At 71.6% G+C, this 15,821-nt stretch carries 20 protein-coding genes; 7 read left to right on the forward strand and 13 right to left on the reverse strand.

Annotation, left to right across the window (positions count from 1 at the left end):
* Positions 1–8: 8 nt before the first annotated feature.
* Positions 9–875, reverse strand: a complete 867-nt coding sequence (locus ACH3VR_RS05050; RefSeq protein WP_396639679.1) for a DUF4190 domain-containing protein — start codon at positions 873–875, stop codon at positions 9–11.
* Between the two features lie 117 nt (positions 876–992).
* Between ACH3VR_RS05050 and ACH3VR_RS05055 the strand changes: the two genes are divergently transcribed.
* Positions 993–1,703: a beta-ketoacyl-ACP reductase gene (locus tag ACH3VR_RS05055; RefSeq protein WP_396639680.1), complete on the forward strand. Its 711-nt coding sequence runs from the start codon at positions 993–995 to the stop codon at positions 1,701–1,703.
* 34 nt (positions 1,704–1,737) lie between these two features.
* On the opposite strand, the gene ACH3VR_RS05060 is transcribed toward ACH3VR_RS05055, so the two are convergent.
* The 3 genes from ACH3VR_RS05060 to ACH3VR_RS05070 are packed head-to-tail and all read right to left on the reverse strand — an operon-like array spanning position 1,738 to position 4,393.
* On the reverse strand, positions 1,738–2,433 hold the full coding sequence (locus ACH3VR_RS05060) for an alpha/beta fold hydrolase (protein WP_396639681.1): 696 nt from the start codon (positions 2,431–2,433) through the stop codon (positions 1,738–1,740).
* 33 nt (positions 2,434–2,466) lie between these two features.
* A complete protein-coding gene (gene serB / locus ACH3VR_RS05065) occupies positions 2,467–3,108 on the reverse strand; it encodes a phosphoserine phosphatase SerB (protein WP_396639682.1) in 642 nt (213 codons plus the stop codon).
* Positions 3,109–3,148: 40 nt separating this feature from the next.
* Positions 3,149–4,393: a glucose-1-phosphate adenylyltransferase gene (locus ACH3VR_RS05070; protein WP_396639683.1), complete on the reverse strand. Its 1,245-nt coding sequence runs from the start codon at positions 4,391–4,393 to the stop codon at positions 3,149–3,151.
* 77 nt (positions 4,394–4,470) lie between these two features.
* Here ACH3VR_RS05070 and glgA point away from each other — a divergent pair, with 77 nt between their 5' ends.
* The 3 genes from glgA to ACH3VR_RS05085 all read left to right on the forward strand — a co-directional run bounded on the left by glgA (position 4,471) and on the right by ACH3VR_RS05085 (position 6,823).
* The gene (gene glgA / locus ACH3VR_RS05075) at positions 4,471–5,664 is read left to right on the forward strand and encodes a glycogen synthase (protein ID WP_396639684.1); all 1,194 of its coding nucleotides are present in this window, start codon (positions 4,471–4,473) and stop codon (positions 5,662–5,664) included.
* Positions 5,665–5,673: 9 nt separating this feature from the next.
* Complete coding sequence (locus ACH3VR_RS05080; protein ID WP_396639685.1) at positions 5,674–6,459, forward strand: ABC transporter ATP-binding protein; 786 nt, start codon at positions 5,674–5,676, stop codon at positions 6,457–6,459.
* Positions 6,460–6,571: 112 nt separating this feature from the next.
* Complete coding sequence (locus tag ACH3VR_RS05085; RefSeq protein WP_360136335.1) at positions 6,572–6,823, forward strand: type B 50S ribosomal protein L31; 252 nt, start codon at positions 6,572–6,574, stop codon at positions 6,821–6,823.
* A gap of 44 nt (positions 6,824–6,867) precedes the next feature.
* Here ACH3VR_RS05085 and ACH3VR_RS05090 read toward each other — a convergent pair whose 3' ends face one another.
* From ACH3VR_RS05090 to ACH3VR_RS05115, 6 genes are read right to left on the reverse strand one after another with little or no spacing between them, the layout of a single operon-like run.
* A complete protein-coding gene (locus tag ACH3VR_RS05090; protein ID WP_396639686.1) occupies positions 6,868–7,176 on the reverse strand; it encodes a CHY zinc finger protein in 309 nt (102 codons plus the stop codon).
* An 8-nt stretch (positions 7,177–7,184) separates the two neighbouring features.
* Positions 7,185–7,796, reverse strand: coding sequence for an energy-coupling factor transporter transmembrane component T family protein (locus ACH3VR_RS05095; protein WP_396639687.1), 612 nt, complete (start codon positions 7,794–7,796; stop codon positions 7,185–7,187).
* Positions 7,790–8,473, reverse strand: coding sequence for an energy-coupling factor ABC transporter ATP-binding protein (locus tag ACH3VR_RS05100; RefSeq protein ID WP_396639688.1), 684 nt, complete (start codon positions 8,471–8,473; stop codon positions 7,790–7,792). The genes ACH3VR_RS05095 and ACH3VR_RS05100 overlap by 7 nt, the downstream gene beginning before the upstream one ends.
* The gene (locus tag ACH3VR_RS05105; RefSeq protein ID WP_396639689.1) at positions 8,470–9,594 is read right to left on the reverse strand and encodes a thiolase family protein; all 1,125 of its coding nucleotides are present in this window, start codon (positions 9,592–9,594) and stop codon (positions 8,470–8,472) included. The genes ACH3VR_RS05100 and ACH3VR_RS05105 overlap by 4 nt, the downstream gene beginning before the upstream one ends.
* Positions 9,584–10,672: a class I adenylate-forming enzyme family protein gene (locus tag ACH3VR_RS05110; RefSeq protein WP_396639690.1), complete on the reverse strand. Its 1,089-nt coding sequence runs from the start codon at positions 10,670–10,672 to the stop codon at positions 9,584–9,586. Before ACH3VR_RS05110 ends, ACH3VR_RS05105 begins: the two co-directional genes overlap by 11 nt.
* Positions 10,669–11,292 carry a biotin transporter BioY gene (locus ACH3VR_RS05115; RefSeq protein ID WP_396639691.1) on the reverse strand — a complete coding sequence of 208 codons (624 nt, stop codon included), beginning with the start codon at positions 11,290–11,292 and terminating at the stop codon, positions 10,669–10,671. The genes ACH3VR_RS05110 and ACH3VR_RS05115 overlap by 4 nt, the downstream gene beginning before the upstream one ends.
* Before the next feature lie 67 nt (positions 11,293–11,359).
* Here ACH3VR_RS05115 and ACH3VR_RS05120 point away from each other — a divergent pair, with 67 nt between their 5' ends.
* Positions 11,360–11,968 carry a TetR family transcriptional regulator gene (locus ACH3VR_RS05120; RefSeq protein WP_396639692.1) on the forward strand — a complete coding sequence of 203 codons (609 nt, stop codon included), beginning with the start codon at positions 11,360–11,362 and terminating at the stop codon, positions 11,966–11,968.
* Positions 11,969–11,975: 7 nt separating this feature from the next.
* On the opposite strand, the gene ACH3VR_RS05125 is transcribed toward ACH3VR_RS05120, so the two are convergent.
* Positions 11,976–12,692: a 3'-5' exonuclease gene (locus ACH3VR_RS05125; protein WP_396639693.1), complete on the reverse strand. Its 717-nt coding sequence runs from the start codon at positions 12,690–12,692 to the stop codon at positions 11,976–11,978.
* A gap of 81 nt (positions 12,693–12,773) precedes the next feature.
* On the opposite strand from ACH3VR_RS05125, the gene ACH3VR_RS05130 reads away from it, so the two are divergent.
* On the forward strand, positions 12,774–13,673 hold the full coding sequence (locus tag ACH3VR_RS05130; RefSeq protein ID WP_396639694.1) for an alpha/beta fold hydrolase: 900 nt from the start codon (positions 12,774–12,776) through the stop codon (positions 13,671–13,673).
* Here the strand turns inward: ACH3VR_RS05130 and ACH3VR_RS05135 are convergent.
* Positions 13,633–14,187, reverse strand: coding sequence for a CGNR zinc finger domain-containing protein (locus ACH3VR_RS05135; protein ID WP_396639695.1), 555 nt, complete (start codon positions 14,185–14,187; stop codon positions 13,633–13,635). The genes ACH3VR_RS05130 and ACH3VR_RS05135 overlap by 41 nt on opposite strands.
* Before the next feature lie 71 nt (positions 14,188–14,258).
* Between ACH3VR_RS05135 and ACH3VR_RS05140 the strand changes: the two genes are divergently transcribed.
* Positions 14,259–15,242, forward strand: a complete 984-nt coding sequence (locus ACH3VR_RS05140) for a DMT family transporter (protein WP_396639696.1) — start codon at positions 14,259–14,261, stop codon at positions 15,240–15,242.
* On the opposite strand, the gene ACH3VR_RS05145 is transcribed toward ACH3VR_RS05140, so the two are convergent.
* Complete coding sequence (locus ACH3VR_RS05145) at positions 15,214–15,687, reverse strand: Lrp/AsnC family transcriptional regulator (protein WP_396639697.1); 474 nt, start codon at positions 15,685–15,687, stop codon at positions 15,214–15,216. The two genes, ACH3VR_RS05140 and ACH3VR_RS05145, sit on opposite strands and share 29 nt — an antisense overlap.
* Positions 15,688–15,821: the final 134 nt, after the last annotated feature.

The following is a 15,821-nucleotide window of genomic DNA, read 5'->3' on the forward strand; positions in this document are numbered from 1 at the left end:
TTGCCCCGTCAGATGGTGCGGAACGAGTTGATGTTCGCCGTGAACCAGCTGATCCACGCGATGGCGATGATCGTGCCGATGATCGCGAGCGCCAGGCCCACCCAGCCGATGATCGTCCCGGCGAGTCCCATGCCGTGGCCCTGGTCTCCCGTGCGCTTGATCTGGCTGAGCGACATGTGTCCCGTGATGATCCCGACGATCGATCCGATGAACGGGATGACGAACAGGCCCACGAGCGACGACACGAGCGCCACGATCGCGAGCGGGTTCGTCGGGCGCGGGGCGGAATACGCCCCGTACGCGGGCGCGGCCGCATACGCCGGGTCCGATCCGTACGCGGGCGCCGTGCCGTACGCGGGGGCGGAGCCGTGGCCCGGCGCCGGTGCGCCGTAGGCGGGCGGGTTCTGGTACGCCGGCGCGCCCGGGTAGACGGGCGGGGTCTGGTCGTAGGTGGGCGCGGCAGGGTACTGGGGCGCAGCGGGCTCGCCGTAGGCGGGCGCGGCGGGGTACGAGGGCGCTGCGGGCTGCCCGTACGTGGGCGCGGCGGGGTACTGGGGCGCGGCAGGGTACTGGGGCGCGGCGGGCTCGCCGTAGGCGGGTGCAGGAGGCTGTCCGTAGGACGGAGCCGCCGGCGGCTCGTACGCAGGGGCAGCGGGCGGCTCGTACGCAGGGGCGGCGGGCGGCTCGTACGCAGGGGCGGCGGGCGGCTCGTACGCCGGAGCCGCGGGTTCCGAGGTCGGTGCAGCCGGCTCCGCGTGGGCGTCGGGCTGCTCGTCGACGGGGGCGGCCGGCTCCTCGTGAACCGGGGCCTCGGGTGCGGGCTGCGCGGCCGATTCGTCGTCGGGGCGCGAGCCGCCGCTGGTCGCATCGCTCATGAGCCGGATCCCTTCCGTCGGGTTGCGCTCCCAGCGTTCCAGCGGCCGCACCGGGTGTCAAACGGCCTCGCCGCTAGGCTGGTGCGGATCACCGCCGTCGTCCCTCCGGGAGAACACATGTCCACTGATCGCGTCGTCCTCGTCACCGGCGGCAACCGCGGCATCGGCCGCGCCATCGCCGAGCGCTTCGTCGCGGAGGGCTACAAGGTCGCCGTCACCGCGCGCTCGGGCGAGGGTCCCGAGGGCACCCTCACGGTGCGTGCGGACGTGACCGACTCCGCGGCCGTCGACGCCGCCTTCTCCGAGGTGGAGTCCGCGCTGGGGCCGATCGAGATCGTCGTCGCGAACGCCGGCGTCACCAAGGACACCCTCCTGCTGCGCATGACCGAGGACGACTTCGACAGCGTCGTCGCGACCAACCTGGGCGGGGCGTTCCGCGTCGTCAAGCGGGCTTCCAAAGGGATGCTGCGCGCCAAGTGGGGACGCGTCATCCTCATCTCCAGCGTCGTGGGCCTGTACGGCTCGCCCGGGCAGATCAACTACTCCTCGTCGAAGGCCGGCCTCGTCGGATTCGCCCGCTCGCTCACGCGCGAGCTCGGCGGTCGCGGCATCACCGCCAACGTCGTGGCGCCCGGCTTCATCGAGACCGACATGACCGCCGCCCTCCCCGACGAGACCCAGGCGCAGTACAAGAGCACGATCCCGGCGGGCCGGTTCGCGAGCCCCGACGAGGTCGCCGGTGTCGTGACGTGGCTCGCCTCGGACGACGCCGCGTACATCTCGGGCGCGGTCATCCCCGTCGACGGCGGCCTCGGCATGGGTCACTGACCCGCGCCGAGCCCGCGCACCACCGGCCGCGTGTTCAGCGGTCGACGGCGGCGACGATCGCCTGAGCCAGCTCGTCGGGCTGGGAGAATTGCGGCCAGTGACCGGTGCCGAGCTTCACGACCTCGGCATCGTCGATCGCCTCGAACTCCTCGGCCCATGGGCCCCACTTGGCGAGTTCGGCACGCAGCTCGTCCTCCGTCATGCCGCCGGACAGCAGCGTCACCGGAACCGACCGCCGCCGCTCGTCGGTGAGGCTGATCGGGTCGGTCGGCACGCGGCCGGGCACCGAGCGGGCGCGTGACGCCCACTCCTCGCGCGTCGGTGCGTCGAGGTCGTAGACCTCGCGGTCGTCGAAGAAGTCCCACCCGGGGAAGGGCACGACGCCGTCGACGAGCTCGAACTCGGAGATGCCCTGCCCGGCCGGAGGCGGCACGGTGTCGACGAACACGACCCGCGCCACGCGGTCGGGTCGCGCGTCGGCCGCACCCCACACGACGTTCCCGCCGCCGGAGTGGCCCACGAGCACCGCGGGGCCGTCGACGGCGTCGATCTCGGCGACCACGGCGTCGACCCAGTCCGCCATTCCGATCGACTCCGATGCCGGCGCAGGCACGCCGAGCCCGGGAAGTGTGAGGGGATGCACGGCGTGGCCGGCGGCCTCGAGAGCCGGAGTCACGGCGTCCCACGAGGATGCGTCGAGCCAGAGTCCGGGAACCAGGATGATGTCCATGGATCCGACGCTAGCCGGGGCCTCGGACACCCGTCAGGGCAGAAGCGGGATGACCTCGCGCAGGTCGACGGTGCCCACGACGAGGTCGGCGCGCTCGCGCACGGCGGGCTTCGCGTTGAACGCGATGCCGAGCCCCGCGACCGCCATCATCCGCAGGTCGTTCGCACCGTCGCCGATCGCGATGGTGCGCGACAGCGGCACGCCGATCTCCTGCGCCCACTCGCTCAGCGCCTCGGCCTTGCCCTCGGCATCCACGATCCGTCCCTCGACGTGACCCGAGAGCACACCGTCGACGACGGCGAGGCGATTCGCGCGCCAGATGTCGGCACCGAGCTCGGGCGCGATCGTGTCGAGGATCTCGTGGAAGCCGCCCGAGACGACCGCGACCCGTCCGCCGCGCTCGTGCACGGCCGAGGTCAGCTCGCGCACGCCGGGCGTGGGCTCGATGCGCGACAGCACGTGCCCGAACGCCGACACCGGCACGCCCTTGAGCGCCTCCACGCGCGAGCGCAGGCTCGTCGCGAAGTCGACCTCGCCGCGCATCGCGGCCTCCGTCGCGGCCGTCACCTCGGCGCCGCGCCCCGCCTCGTCGGCGATCAGCTCGATCACCTCGTTGCGGATCAGCGTGGAGTCGGCGTCGAGCACGACGAGGAAGCGGTCGGATGTCGCGGGCACGCCTTCCACCGTAATGGCGCGGGCCGCGGCATCCTGTCCGTCAGCGGTCGATCGAGATGCCCTTGCCCACGACGGTGATGCCGCTGTCGGTCACGGTGAAGCCCCGCGCGAGGTCGCGCTCGCGATCCACGCCGACCGTCGCGCCGTCCGCCAGCACGACGTTCTTGTCGAGGATCGCGCGGTGCACGCGCGCCCCGGCGCCGACCTGCACGTGATCGAACAGCACCGAGTCGGTGATCGTCGCCCCGCCGCCCGAGAGCGTCCACGGACCCACGACGCTCCGCTCGAGGTGCGTGCCGGAGAGCACCGATCCGAGCGACACGATCGAGTCGATCGCGTTGCCCATGCGGCCCACCGAGTCGCGCACGAACTTCGCGGGCGGCGAGTTCACCGTCTGCGAGTGGATCGGCCACTCCATGTTGTAGAGGTTGAAGACCGGCAGCGTCGAGATGAGGTCCTGGTGCGCCTCGAAGAACGAGTCGATCGTGCCCACGTCACGCCAGTAGTCGCGGTCGCGATCGGTGGATCCCGGCACGTCGTTGCGCTTCATGTCGTAGACGCCGGCCTCGCCGCGCCCCACGAAGTAGGGCACGATGTCCCCGCCCATGTCGTGGTTCGACGTCGGCAGCTCGCCGTCGGATTCGACGGCCTCGATGAGCGCGTCGGCGTCGAAGATGTAGTTGCCCATCGAGGCGAGCACCTCGGTGGGGGAGTCGGCCAGGCCCGTCGGGTTCTGCGGCTTCTCCAGGAATTCGTTGATGATCGCCGGATCGTTCGCCGATACGTCGATGACGCCGAACTGGTTGGCGAGCGAGATCGGCTGACGGATGCCGGCGACCGTCGCGCGCGCGCCCGAATCGATGTGGGCGGCGAGCATCTGGCGGAAGTCCATGCGGTAGACGTGATCCGCGCCGATGACCACGACGATGTCGGGCTTCTCGTCGTTGATGAGGTTGAGGCTCTGCAGGATCGCATCCGCCGATCCCGAGAACCATCGCTTCCCGAGACGCTGCTGCGCCGGCACCGACGCCACATACGAGTCGAGCAGCGCCGACATGCGCCACGTCTGCGAGATGTGGCGGTCGAGGCTGTGCGACTTGTACTGGGTCAGCACGACGATCTGTCGCAGGCCCGAATTTATGAGATTCGAGATCGCGAAGTCGATCAGTCGGTACTGGCCGCCGAACGGCACGGCAGGCTTCGCCCGGTCCGCCGTCAGGGGCATCAATCGCTTTCCCTCGCCACCGGCGAGGATGATTCCGAACACCTTCGGCGCTGCTGGCATGGGACCCACCCTAGGGCCCCTTCGGTGGCCGGGGTAGCCGCTATGCCCGGCGCGTCACGTGTACTAGGTTTCGTGCCATGCGCGTCGACATCATCACCAAGGAATATCCGCCCGAGATCTACGGCGGCGCAGGGGTTCACGCGACAGAGCTCGTGAAGGCGCTCCGCGAGTCGATCGAGGTGCAGGTGCGCGCGTTCGGCGCCCCGCGCGACGAGACCGACACGACCGCCTACGGGGTTCCCGAGGAGCTGTCGACGGCCAACGGCGCCATCCAGACCCTCGGCACCGATCTCGAGATCGTGACGGATGTCGCCGGCGCCGACGTCGTGCACAGCCACACCTGGTACGCGAACTTCGCCGGTCACCTCGCATCGCTGCTGCACGGCATCCCGCACATCGTGACGGCGCACAGTCTCGAGCCGCTGCGGCCGTGGAAGGCCGAGCAGCTCGGCGGCGGATATGCCGTGTCGAGCTACATCGAGAAGACGGCCTACGAGGGCGCCGCGGCCATCGTCGCGGTGAGCGACGGCATGCGCAACGACATCCTGCGCAGCTACCCGAACCTCGACCCCGCGAAGGTGCGGGTCATCTACAACGGCATCGACGTCGAGGCGTGGCATCCCGTCGACGATCCGGAGCTGCTCGGCCAGCTCGGCGTCGACGCGTCCAAGCCGTCGGTCGTATTCGTCGGGCGCATCACGCGCCAGAAGGGCCTGCCGTACCTCCTGCGCGCGGCCGAGCAGCTGCCCCCCGACGTGCAGCTCGTGCTCTGCGCGGGTGCGCCCGACACGCCGCAGATCATGGCCGAGGTGGAGGAGCTCGTGAAGGGCCTGCAGCAGACGCGCGAGGGCGTCGTGTGGCTCGACCGCCACCTCTCCCGGCGCGAGCTGTGCACGATCCTCGCCGCCGCGACGACGTTCGTCTGCCCCTCGGTGTACGAGCCGCTCGGAATCGTGAACCTCGAGGCCATGGCGTGCGGCGCGGCGGTCGTCGGCACCGCGACGGGAGGCATCCCGGAGGTCGTCGTCGACGGCGTGACGGGCAGGCTGGTGCCGATCGAGCAGGTGCAGGACGGCACCGGGACGCCGACCGATCCGGAGAAGTTCGTCGCCGATCTGGCGCGCGTGCTGACCGAGGTCGTGTCGGATCGCGAGCGTGCCGACGCCTACGGAGCAGCCGGTCGCGAGCGTGCCGCGAACGATTTCAGCTGGGCCAGGATCGCGCAGCAGACCGAGGCGCTGTACGCGGAGGTGAGCGGCGCGGGCCGATAGGCTGACGGCATGCCGCAGGTCCTCGAGTTCTCCGACGTCGTCGTCCGCCGAAACGCCCGAGACATCGTGGACCACCTCGATTGGTCGGTCGACGACGATCAGCGCTGGGTCATCCTGGGGCCGAACGGCGCCGGCAAGACCACGCTGCTTCAGCTCGCCGACACGCTGCTGCATCCGACGTCGGGCACCGTCTCGGTCCTCGGCGAGCGGCTCGGTCGCACGGACGTGTTCGACCTGCGTCCGCGCATCGGCTTCGCGTCGTCGGCCATGGCCAAGCGCGTGCCGCCGGAGGAGACCGTGATCAACGTCGTGCTGACGGCGGCGTACTCGGTGCTCGGCCGATGGAACGAGGCGTACGAGGACATCGACGAGCGCCGCGCGCTGCGCGTGCTCGCGGAGTGGCACCTCGACGAGTTCGCCGACCGCACGTTCGGCACGCTGTCGGACGGCGAGCAGAAGCGCGTCCAGATCGCGCGCGCCGTCATGACCGATCCCGAGCTCCTGCTCCTCGACGAGCCCACCGCGAGCCTCGACCTCGGCGCCCGCGAGGAGCTGCTGACGCTGCTCGGCGGCTATGCACAGGCGCCGACGACGCCCGCGATGATCATGGTGACGCACCACGTCGAAGAGATCCCGGTCGGCTTCACGCACGTCCTGCTGCTCCGCGAGGGCAGGATCGTGGCGGCCGGCCCCCTCGGCGACACGCTCACCGCCGAGAACCTCACCGCGACATTCGGGCTGCCGATCACGCTCACGCAGGGCGACGGCCGGTACGCCGCGCGCGCGGCATCCTGAGCGATTCCTCGGTTCGGCCTCCGGGCTGATAGAATCGCTCTTTGGTGCGCTCGCACCACAGACTTCGTCCGCCCTGGCAAAATCCAGGGCACCACACCTTGAAGGACTTCCCATGAAGACTGACATCCACCCCGAGTACAAGGCCGTCGTTTTCCGCGACCTCGGTTCGGGCGAGACGTTCCTCACCCGCTCGACCGTTTCGAGCGACAAGACGATCGAGCTCGACGGCGTCGAGTACCCCGTCATCGACGTCGAGATCTCGTCGGCGTCGCACCCGTTCTACACGGGCAAGCAGCGCATCATGGACTCGGCCGGCCGCGTCGAGAAGTTCAACCAGCGCTTCAAGAACTTCGGCTCCAAGTAAGCCGCACGCGAAGGCCCCGCTCCGGCGGGGCCTTCGTCGTCTCCTCAGTCGACCTCGAAGTAGAGGTGGGCGTGCAGCTTGCAGCCCGGATTGAACGGGGCCGCGCACTCGGGGCACTCGTCGGCCGCGCGGTACGCGGCGATCGTCAGCAGGTGGCCGCAGACGCCGCACAGCACGGCTCTCTCGTTCTCGTCGGACACCGGCCACTGCTCGGCGGGGTGATCGGCCGTCTCGGCGTGGCAGAGGTGGCACGGGTAGAAGTCCCGGCAGCAGGCGAACTCGATCGCGATGACGTCGAGGGGCGTGCGGTAGTGGACGCACCGGGTCTCGTCGTCGACGACCGGCCCGAGCACGCGAGGCCTCATCGCACGCCCCGCGCCGTCAGGGCGTCGCCGAGCTCGAACGCGTGCTTCGACGCCAGGACGATGAAGGGCACCGTGAAGGCACGGAGGCTTCCGCGCGCGCCGCGGGCCCGCTGCGCGTCGCGCACGTCCCGGGCGAGGCGCGCCAGCACCGGGATCGTCGTGAGGGTGACGGTGAGCATGAGCGCCGCGAGCTGCGGATCGAGCCGCACCCGCTCGAGAGGCCGCATCCCGCGCTCGAGCGCATCGAGCAGCGCCGTGACCTGCGTCGTGAGCACGAGCAGCGCGCTCAGCACGACGGCCGCGGCGACGCGGGCCGTGTTCGCGACGGCCGGCTCGGGCCCGAGGAAGACGAGCTGGCTGACGAGCGTGATCGCCAGGACCCAGCGCAGCAGCAGGGCCTGACGCCCGAGCTCGCGCATGCCGAGCATCCCGTCGCCGAGACCTGCGAGGGCGTAGGCGACGACGGTGAGGGATGCCGCGACCCCGGCGCCCCACCACGAACTCGGCAGCAGCGACACGCCCAGGACGAGCGCGAGCACGAGGATCGTCTTCGGGCCGGCGGGCATGCGGTGCAGGCGCCCGTCGCCGGGCCGGTAGAGGCTCAGCATCGCAGGCTCGTCTCGTAGTCCTCGACGATCGAGACGGGGTCGCCGACCGCCGCGATCCTCCCCTTCTCGAAGAGCAGCGCGGCGTCGCAGCGCCGCGCGAGTGCGAGATCGTGCGTGACGAGCACGAGCCGGTGCCCTTCGTCGGCGAACAGATGGTCCGCGACGCGGCGGGCATTGCGGGCGTCGAGGTACGCGGTGGGTTCGTCTGCCACGACGAGATCGGGGCGGCGCACGAATGCTCCGCACAGCGCGAGCAGCTGCTTCTGCCCGCCGGACAGGTCGTGGGACGTCCGGTTCGCCAGGTCGGTGAGACCGAAGCGCTCGAGGGCCGAGGCGACGCGGGACTGCCGCTCCGCCGCCGTCAGCCGGTCTGCGCGCAGCGAGAACGCGACGTCCTCCGCGACCGTGGGCATGAGGATCTGCGCATCGGGATTGCTGAAGACGAACGCGGTCCGGCGTCGCAGCTCCTTGGCGTCGGTGGCCGGATCGAGTCCGAGGATGCGCATCGTCCCGGCCGTGCGTGCGACGAGGCCTCCGACGAGCCGGGCGAAGGTGGACTTGCCCGAGCCGTTCTCGCCGATGACGGCGACGGTGCGGGTGTCGAGCGCGAGGGAGACCTCGCTGAGGACGTCGGCATCGCCGAGCCGCACCGACACGCGTTCGAGCTGAAGCGTCATCGCACGACCTCCAGCACCGCGGCGACGCCCAGGCCGCCGCCGACGGAGGCCGCCGCCACGCCGAGCGTTCCCGCGGGCGCGCCGGATCGCACGAGCCTGCTGAAGAGGCGCACGACGGAGACGGCGCCGCTCGCGCCCCACGGGTGGCCGAGCGCGAGCGCTCCGCCGTCGGCGCACACGCGCGGGTCGTCTTCGGCGATCCGGAGCCGGTCGAGGACGGCGAGGCTCTGCGCCGCGAAGGCCTCCACGATCTCGAAGGCCGCGACGTCGGCGACGCCGACCCCCGCGGAGGCCAGGGCGGTGGAGACGGCGGGCGCCGCGCCGATGCCGGGCAGAGCGGGGTCGCAGCCCACGACGGCGGTCGCGCGGACGGCGAGGCCGGCAGCGGCGCCGGCGGGGGCGACGAGCACGATCGCTGCGCCGTCTCCGATGCGCGTCGCCGTGCCCGCCGTCATCGAGCCGTCCGCGAACAGCGGGGGAAGCCGGGGGAGCAGCCGCTCTGCGCCGCCGATCGCGTCGTCGTGGTCGAGGCCTTCGAGCGGCACGAGCTCGGCGTCGAAGCGTCCGGTCGCCAGAGCCGCGCGAGCACGGGCGTGACTGCGCGCCGCATGAGCGTCCTGCCGGCTGCGGGAGATGCCGTCGTGTGCAGCGAGGTCCTCGGCCGCGCGGGGCATATCGGGATCGGGGAACCCTGCGGGGGCGAAGGGAGCCCGGTCGTACGCCGCACCGTCGATCGAGCGTTCGGGCGCCGTCGACGCGCTCTCCACGCCGCCGGCCAGGCGCGCCCGCTCGTCTCCGGCACGGATCGCGGTGACGGCGTCGAGGATGGCGGCGAGGCCGCTGCCGCACTGACGGTCGACCGTCCCGCCGGGGATCTCCGCTCCGAGTCCGGCCGCGAGGGCGGCCACGCGCGCCGGGTTGCCCCCGGGGCCCATGCAATTGCCGAGGAGCACATCGGCGACCGCGACCGGAGAGCCGGCCGAGTCCGCGGCATCCGCGAGAGTCGCCCGAATGACCGGTGCTGCGAGCTCCTCGACGCGCAGGCGCGCGAGGGCACGCCCGCGCGTGCCGATCGGCGTGCGGCGCGCGGCGACGATGACGGGATCGCGATCAGACGACAAGCCGCTCGACCTCCCCGGCCAGCGCACGGCGCGCGGCCTCCGTGCGAGCGGGCTTGCCCGACGCCGTGCGCGGCAGCTCGCCCGCGAACCATCGGCGGGGGCGATGCGCAGGGGCCAGCTGCGTGGCGCACGCCGTCCGGAGCTGGGCGGGTGTCCCGTCGAGCTCCACGTACGCCGCGACGAGGGCGCCTACGCCGGGCCGCGGCATCCCGAACACGACGGCATCCCGGATGCCGGGCACCGACCTCAGCACGGCCTCGACCTCCTCGGGCACGATCGTGGCCGACGCGCTGAGGATCGCGTCGTCGGCTCTGCCCCGCAGTCGCAGCCGGCCGTCGACGAGCTCGGCGCGGTCGCCGACCGTCGCCCACTCGCCGTCGATGCGCAGGGGCCCCGGGCTGCCGACGTAGCCGAGGGCGACGGAGGCCGAGCGCACCCAGAGTTCGCCGTCGCGGATGTCGACGCCGACGCCCGGGAAAGGCCGCAGGCCGTCTCCCTCGTCGACGGCGACGAAGGAGAGCTCCGCCGCCCCGTAGTATGCGGCGACACGGATGCCGGATGCCTCGGCTCGCGCCCGGAGGCGGGCGTCGAGATGCGACCCCCCGATCAGGGCGGCGCGCAGCCGCGGCGGCGGGCCCGCGTCGAGCACGGCGCGCAGGGCCTGCGGCGTGCCGTGCAGACACGTCGCGAACTCGCGATCGGCCGAGCCGAGCAGGGGCCGCGGTCCGCCTGCGAGCGCGTGGGCGAGAGAGAAGAGCGTGAGGGATGCCGAGGGCGGGGCGGGCAGCAGCACGGCATCGTCGGGGTCGGCGTCCAGGAGGCGCGCCACCGCGGGGAACGACGTCTCCCACGACTCCGCCGTGCGCAGCACGATCCGCGGCGAACCGCTGCTCCCCGACGTGAGCGTCGCCCACGCGGCCTCAGGGACAGGCTGCGTCGAGGACGCCGTCGTGAGGACGGCCTCCCATTGCGCGGCGGGCCATCGGGCGTCGCCGACGAGCGGGACCTCCCCGGCCGCGCGGAGCGCGCGCAGGCGGTCGAGGAGATCCTCCTGGTCGTCGGCGACGGGGACGATCACGGCACCCGGGTCGTCTCGGTCGGCGTCGCGGAGGCCGTCTCGGGCGTCCAGGTGCGGCGGAAGGCGCGCGGATACGCGCGCACGAGGGTCATGGTGATCGCCGTCGCGATGACCGCCTTCACGAGGTCGCCCGGGAGGAACACGACGCTCGTGAGCGCCGTCTCCACGATCGGGAGTCGCGTCACGAGGCTCTGCACCGGGATGCCGATCGCGTAGACGACGAGGATGCCGCCGGTCACCACGCCGACGAAGGTGCGGAGCGTCTGCGGCTTGCGGTTGCGATGGTGGACGATCAGGCCGACCACGAAGGCGCCGACGATCCACCCGATGAGGTACCCCGCCGAAGGGCCGAGGAAGACGCCGATCCCTCCGCGGCCACCCGCCAGGAGCGGCAGGCCGACGGCGACGAGCACGAGCAGCACCGTCATCGACAATGCACCGAGTCCCGCACCGAGGATGGCGCCCGCGAGCATGACGCCGAGCGTCTGCGCCGTGATCGGCACGGCGCCGAACACCGTGAAGCTCCCGGGCAGTCCCAGAACGGCGACGATCGCCGCGAAGACCGCCGCGCGGGCGATGTCGGTCGCGTCGATGCGTCGCGATCGGATCGAATCGGTCATGTGCGTTCTCCTTTAGCGACAACACCCGAACACTGTTCACCTGAACGGCGTTCACTATAGTGGGGCCATGGCCGGAACGGAAAGCGCGCGACGTCACACTCGCGACGACGTGGCGCGCGCGGCGCTGCGGATCCTCGACGACGACGGGCTGCCCGACCTGACGATGCGGCGGCTCGCGGCTGCCCTCGACGTGCAGCCGAGCGCGCTGTACCACCACTTTCCCAACAAGCAGAGCCTGCTCGCCGAGCTGGCCGACCGCATCGTCGCGCAGGCCGATGCACCTCGGCCGTTCGACGGCTCCCGCACGCGGTCGGCGGCGGCCGCTCTGAGGGACGCGCTGCTCGCCTACCGCGACGGCGCCGAAGTGGTCTCGAGCACGCTCGCGCTCGGCCTCGGCTCCACGGCGGCACGCGACGGGCTGGCAGCCGCGATGAGCGCCGACGGCTTCGACGCCGACGACGCCTCGCACGCGGCGGCGGCCCTGCTCCATTTCGTCATGGGCCACGTCTGGCACGAGCAGCAGCGCATGCAGTACGACAGCCTCGGCGTCGTCGAGCCCGACGCGAGCCTCTCGCCGCAGAGCGCGGACGAGGCTCTCGCCGAGTTCACGTTCGGGGTGGATCTGCTCATCGGCGGACTCGAGCAGCGCCGCGCGCACGCCGCGACGACCGCCTGACCCGGGCTCAGCGGATGGGCCAGCTGCCGTCGAGACGGTCGTCGGGGTCGAGCCGGCCGATCTGGATGAAGTAGTCCGTGAGGCTCGCCGCCTGCGCGCGGGCCCAGCCGATCTGCCGCGTGTGCAGCTCTTCCGCCGTCGCGGGCAGCCACGGGGCGTAGCGCTCGGCGAGCGCCTGCGCGACGCGCCCGGCCGCGACGGCGTCGGCCGACGCCTCGTGCGCGCCGTCGAGTCGCACGGCGTAGTGCTCGGCCACGACCGTCAGGGTGCGCTTGCCGCGGCGCCACCGGTCGTACGCCTTGTCGACGACGAGCGGGTCGATGACGGGTGAGGGGGAGAGGATCGCCTCGACGCCGTGGCGCTGGGCCTCGTGCTTGAGCAGGGAGAAGTCGTAGGGCGCGTTGTAGGCGACGACCGGGATGCCGGCATCGAGGATGCCGCGCACCGCGTCGACGATCTCGGCGACGACGACGGGCGCGGGGCGGCCGTGCTCCCGCGCGTGGGCGGTGGTGATGCCGTGCACGGCCGTCGCACCCTCGGGGATGTCGACGCCCGGATCGGCGAGCCAATCACGTGCGGTGAGCACCGTGCCCGCGGCGTCCAGCACCCCGACGTGAGCCGTCACGATGCGGTCGCACGTGACGTCGACGCCGGTCGTCTCGAGGTCGAACACGCCGACGACGCGGGTCCACTCGGGCGACTCGAACAGGGCGAGGGGGTCCATGCCGATCACGGTATGCGCCGCCTCCGACATCGTCGCCGCGGCACGCGGTCGCCACTCAGCCCCGATCCCTAGACTCGGACGGTGCCCGTCGTCAGCCCGTACTCGTCGCTCCTCAAGGAGATCCCCGTCGACCGCCGCGAGGCGGAGGTGCTGGGCGGCACGACGGCGTACTGGACCTACGGACCCGCCGATGCCGAGACGACGGTCGTTGCCGTGCACGGCTTCCGCGGCGAACACCACGGGCTCGAGCCCGTCGTGGCGCACCTCCCCGAGGTGCGGGTGATCTCACCCGACCTCCCGGGCTTCGGCGAGACGGCGCCGCTGCCGGGCCGGCGGCACGATCTCGGCGCGTACGCCGAGTGGCTCACGGCATTCGTCGCGGAGGTGGCGCCGGGGGCGGTCATCCTCGGCCACTCCTTCGGCTCCATCGTCGTGTCGGCGGCCGTCGCCGATGGGCTCGGGACGCCGCGAGTCATCCTCGTGAACCCCATCGGCGCGCCCGCGCTGGAGGGTCCTCGGGGAGTGCTCACGCGCCTGGCCGTCTTCTACTACTGGGCTGGCGCGAAGCTGCCCCAGGGGCTGGGCGAGGCGCTGCTGCGCAACGGCCTCATCGTCCGCGTCATGAGCGTGTCGATGGCCAAGACGCGCGAGCCCGAGCTGCGGCGGTTCATCCACGACCAGCACGACACGTACTTCTCGCGGTTCTCCGACCGCAACGTGCTGCACGACGCGTTCGTCGCCTCCGTCTCGCACGACGTCCGCGAGTTCGCGCCGCGCATCGCACAGCCGACCCTGCTCGTGGCGGCGCAGAAGGACGACATCACCCCGATCGAGGCGGAGCGCCGCCTGGCGACTCTCTTCCCGCGCGCCGAGCTCGTCGAGATCCCCGACGTCGGGCACCTCATCCACTACGAGACGCCGGCGCCCGCCGCCGTCGCGATCAGACGGTTTCTTGCGCCTTCCGAGCCCGGTACGCGTTGACGTTCATGCGGTTGCCGCAGTTGCCCGTGTCGCAGTAGCGCTTCGATCCGTTGCGCGAGTAGTCGATGTAGACCGCGTCGCAGTCGTCGGCCGAGCACACCCGGATGCGGTCGTACTCGTCGGCGCGGATGACGTCGACGAAAGCCATCGCGCCCTCGGCGAGGATCCGGGTCTCGAGGGGCGACTCGTCGGAGGTCGCGTGGATGTGCCAGTCGAACGTGTCGTGGATGACGAGCTGGGGGAGTGCGCCGCTGTCGCGGAGCATCTCGTTGACGAGCGGGACGGCGTCGACGCGGTCGACATCCCAGAGCGCACGAAGGCGGCCACGCACATCTCGGAGCGCAGAGACCGTCGCGGGAGTGCGGCTGATGCTGCCTGTATAGGGGTTGGCGGCCAGGAAGGCGTCGAGGTCGTCGACGGACTCGAGCCGGTCCGGATCGTCGTGGCCGGGGAGCGTGTTGACGAGGTTCACGACCGCCGCGAGGGACAGGCGTGTGTCAGGGGTGAAAACCATGTTGACTCCTGACGTTCCTCACCGCTAATGTCACTAGTGTAACCTCCGACGCTCCTGACAGGCGGGCTGCGATGACCGCGACCACCACTCTGCCGCACACCGGTTCGCACCGACGCGTCTCCACGGCGGGTCTGGTCATGGCCGTGGCATCCGCGCTCGCCTTCTCGTCGAGCGGACCGCTCATCAAGCCGCTCCTCGAAGCGGGCTGGTCGCTCGGTGCCGCGCTCCTGGTCCGCATGGGCGTATCGGGCCTGATCCTGTCGCCCGCGCTCTTCCTCGCGATGCGTCGCGAGCGCTCGTTCGTGCGCCGGCACTGGCGCCTGATCGTGGGCTTCGGCCTCACGGCGGTGGCCGGATGCCAGATCCTCTTCTTCGCCGCGATGCAGCGGATGCCCGTCGCGGTGGCGCTGCTCATCCAGTACCTCGCCCCCGTCCTGCTCGTCGGACTCGCGTGGGTGCGCACGAGGCGCGCGCCGTCGCGTCTCGTCATGATCGGATCGGTCGTCGCGATCGTCGGCCTCGTGCTCGTCGTCGACATCTCCGGCGCGCAGTTCGACCTTCTCGGCACTCTGCTCGCGCTCGGCGCGGCCGTCTGCGTCGGGGCGTACTTCCTCATCTCCGAGCGCGCCGGCGACGACCTCCCGCCGCTCGCCCTCGCGTCGGGCGGGCTGCTGGTCGGCGCGGCCCTCATGGCCGTGCTGTGCGTCTCGGGCATCCTCCCGTTCCAGGCGCCCGCTGTCGAGGTCGTGCTCTCCGGGGCGACGCTGCCCTGGTTCGTGCCGCTCGTCTGGGTGGCCGCGGTGGGCACGACGCTCGGCTACGCGCTCGGCGTCATGGCGGTGCCGCGCATCGGATCGCGCGTCGCGTCGTTCGTCGGGTTGTCCGAGGTGCTGTTCGCCCTCGGGTTCGCGTGGCTGCTGCTGGGGGAGGTGCCCGCGCCGATCCAGTTCGCGGGCGGCGTGCTCATCCTCGTCGGCGTCGTGCTGGTGCGGATGGATGCCGAGCACGGCGGCGCCGACGAGGTCGTCAGTCCTCCCGCCCTGCCAACGCCATGAGCGGCGCGACGCGGTAGCCGATCACCTCGCCCATGACGAGAGAGGTCTCGGTGCGCTCGACGCCCTCGATCGCGAGGATGCGGGCATCGGTCTCGAAGAGGTGCTGCGTGTCGCGGCACGCGACCCGGACGAGCAGATCGATCTGGCCGCTGAGGCCGTGCACCTGCACGATCTCGGGGATGCGGGTGAGCTCGTCGCCGATGCGGGGGAGATCGGCCTGGCGCACGACGACGCTCACGAACGCCTCGATGGGGAAGCCGAGCGCGGACGACGAGATGGCCCGTTCGTAGGAGAGGAAGACGCCCGCGCGCTCGAGGCGGCCCATGCGGGCCTGCACGGTGTTGCGCGAGAGTCCGAGCTTGTCGGCGAGGGCGACCACGGTGGCGCGCGGGTCCGCCGACAGAGCTGTGAGCAGCTGCAGATCGACGCGATCGAGGTTGGTCATAGTGCGAAAGATTAGCACGTCAATCCGACCCTGACTTTGGCAACATGCTCAGCAGGCGTCGTGATGCTTGAGCTAGGTGCAAAATCGACGTACCTTCGAGGTAGTCGGCGACGGTGCCGGCACTCCGATGTCGA

Origin of the sequence: Microbacterium alkaliflavum, from assembly GCF_044325405.1 — a bacterium.
GTDB lineage: Bacteria > Actinomycetota > Actinomycetes > Actinomycetales > Microbacteriaceae > Microbacterium > Microbacterium alkaliflavum.

Coding starts and splice junctions, on each gene's coding strand:
- ACH3VR_RS05050 (WP_396639679.1), bottom strand. CDS start 875: ATGAGCGATGCGACCAGCGGCGGCTCGCGCCCCGACGACGAATCGGCC.
- ACH3VR_RS05055 (WP_396639680.1), top strand. CDS start 993: ATGTCCACTGATCGCGTCGTCCTCGTCACCGGCGGCAACCGCGGCATC.
- ACH3VR_RS05060 (WP_396639681.1), bottom strand. CDS start 2,433: ATGGACATCATCCTGGTTCCCGGACTCTGGCTCGACGCATCCTCGTGG.
- ACH3VR_RS05070 (WP_396639683.1), bottom strand. CDS start 4,393: ATGCCAGCAGCGCCGAAGGTGTTCGGAATCATCCTCGCCGGTGGCGAG.
- glgA (WP_396639684.1), top strand. CDS start 4,471: ATGCGCGTCGACATCATCACCAAGGAATATCCGCCCGAGATCTACGGC.
- ACH3VR_RS05080 (WP_396639685.1), top strand. CDS start 5,674: ATGCCGCAGGTCCTCGAGTTCTCCGACGTCGTCGTCCGCCGAAACGCC.
- ACH3VR_RS05085 (WP_360136335.1), top strand. CDS start 6,572: ATGAAGACTGACATCCACCCCGAGTACAAGGCCGTCGTTTTCCGCGAC.
- ACH3VR_RS05095 (WP_396639687.1), bottom strand. CDS start 7,796: ATGCTGAGCCTCTACCGGCCCGGCGACGGGCGCCTGCACCGCATGCCC.
- ACH3VR_RS05100 (WP_396639688.1), bottom strand. CDS start 8,473: ATGACGCTTCAGCTCGAACGCGTGTCGGTGCGGCTCGGCGATGCCGAC.
- ACH3VR_RS05115 (WP_396639691.1), bottom strand. CDS start 11,292: ATGACCGATTCGATCCGATCGCGACGCATCGACGCGACCGACATCGCC.
- ACH3VR_RS05120 (WP_396639692.1), top strand. CDS start 11,360: ATGGCCGGAACGGAAAGCGCGCGACGTCACACTCGCGACGACGTGGCG.
- ACH3VR_RS05125 (WP_396639693.1), bottom strand. CDS start 12,692: ATGGACCCCCTCGCCCTGTTCGAGTCGCCCGAGTGGACCCGCGTCGTC.
- ACH3VR_RS05135 (WP_396639695.1), bottom strand. CDS start 14,187: ATGGTTTTCACCCCTGACACACGCCTGTCCCTCGCGGCGGTCGTGAAC.
- ACH3VR_RS05140 (WP_396639696.1), top strand. CDS start 14,259: ATGACCGCGACCACCACTCTGCCGCACACCGGTTCGCACCGACGCGTC.
- ACH3VR_RS05145 (WP_396639697.1), bottom strand. CDS start 15,687: ATGACCAACCTCGATCGCGTCGATCTGCAGCTGCTCACAGCTCTGTCG.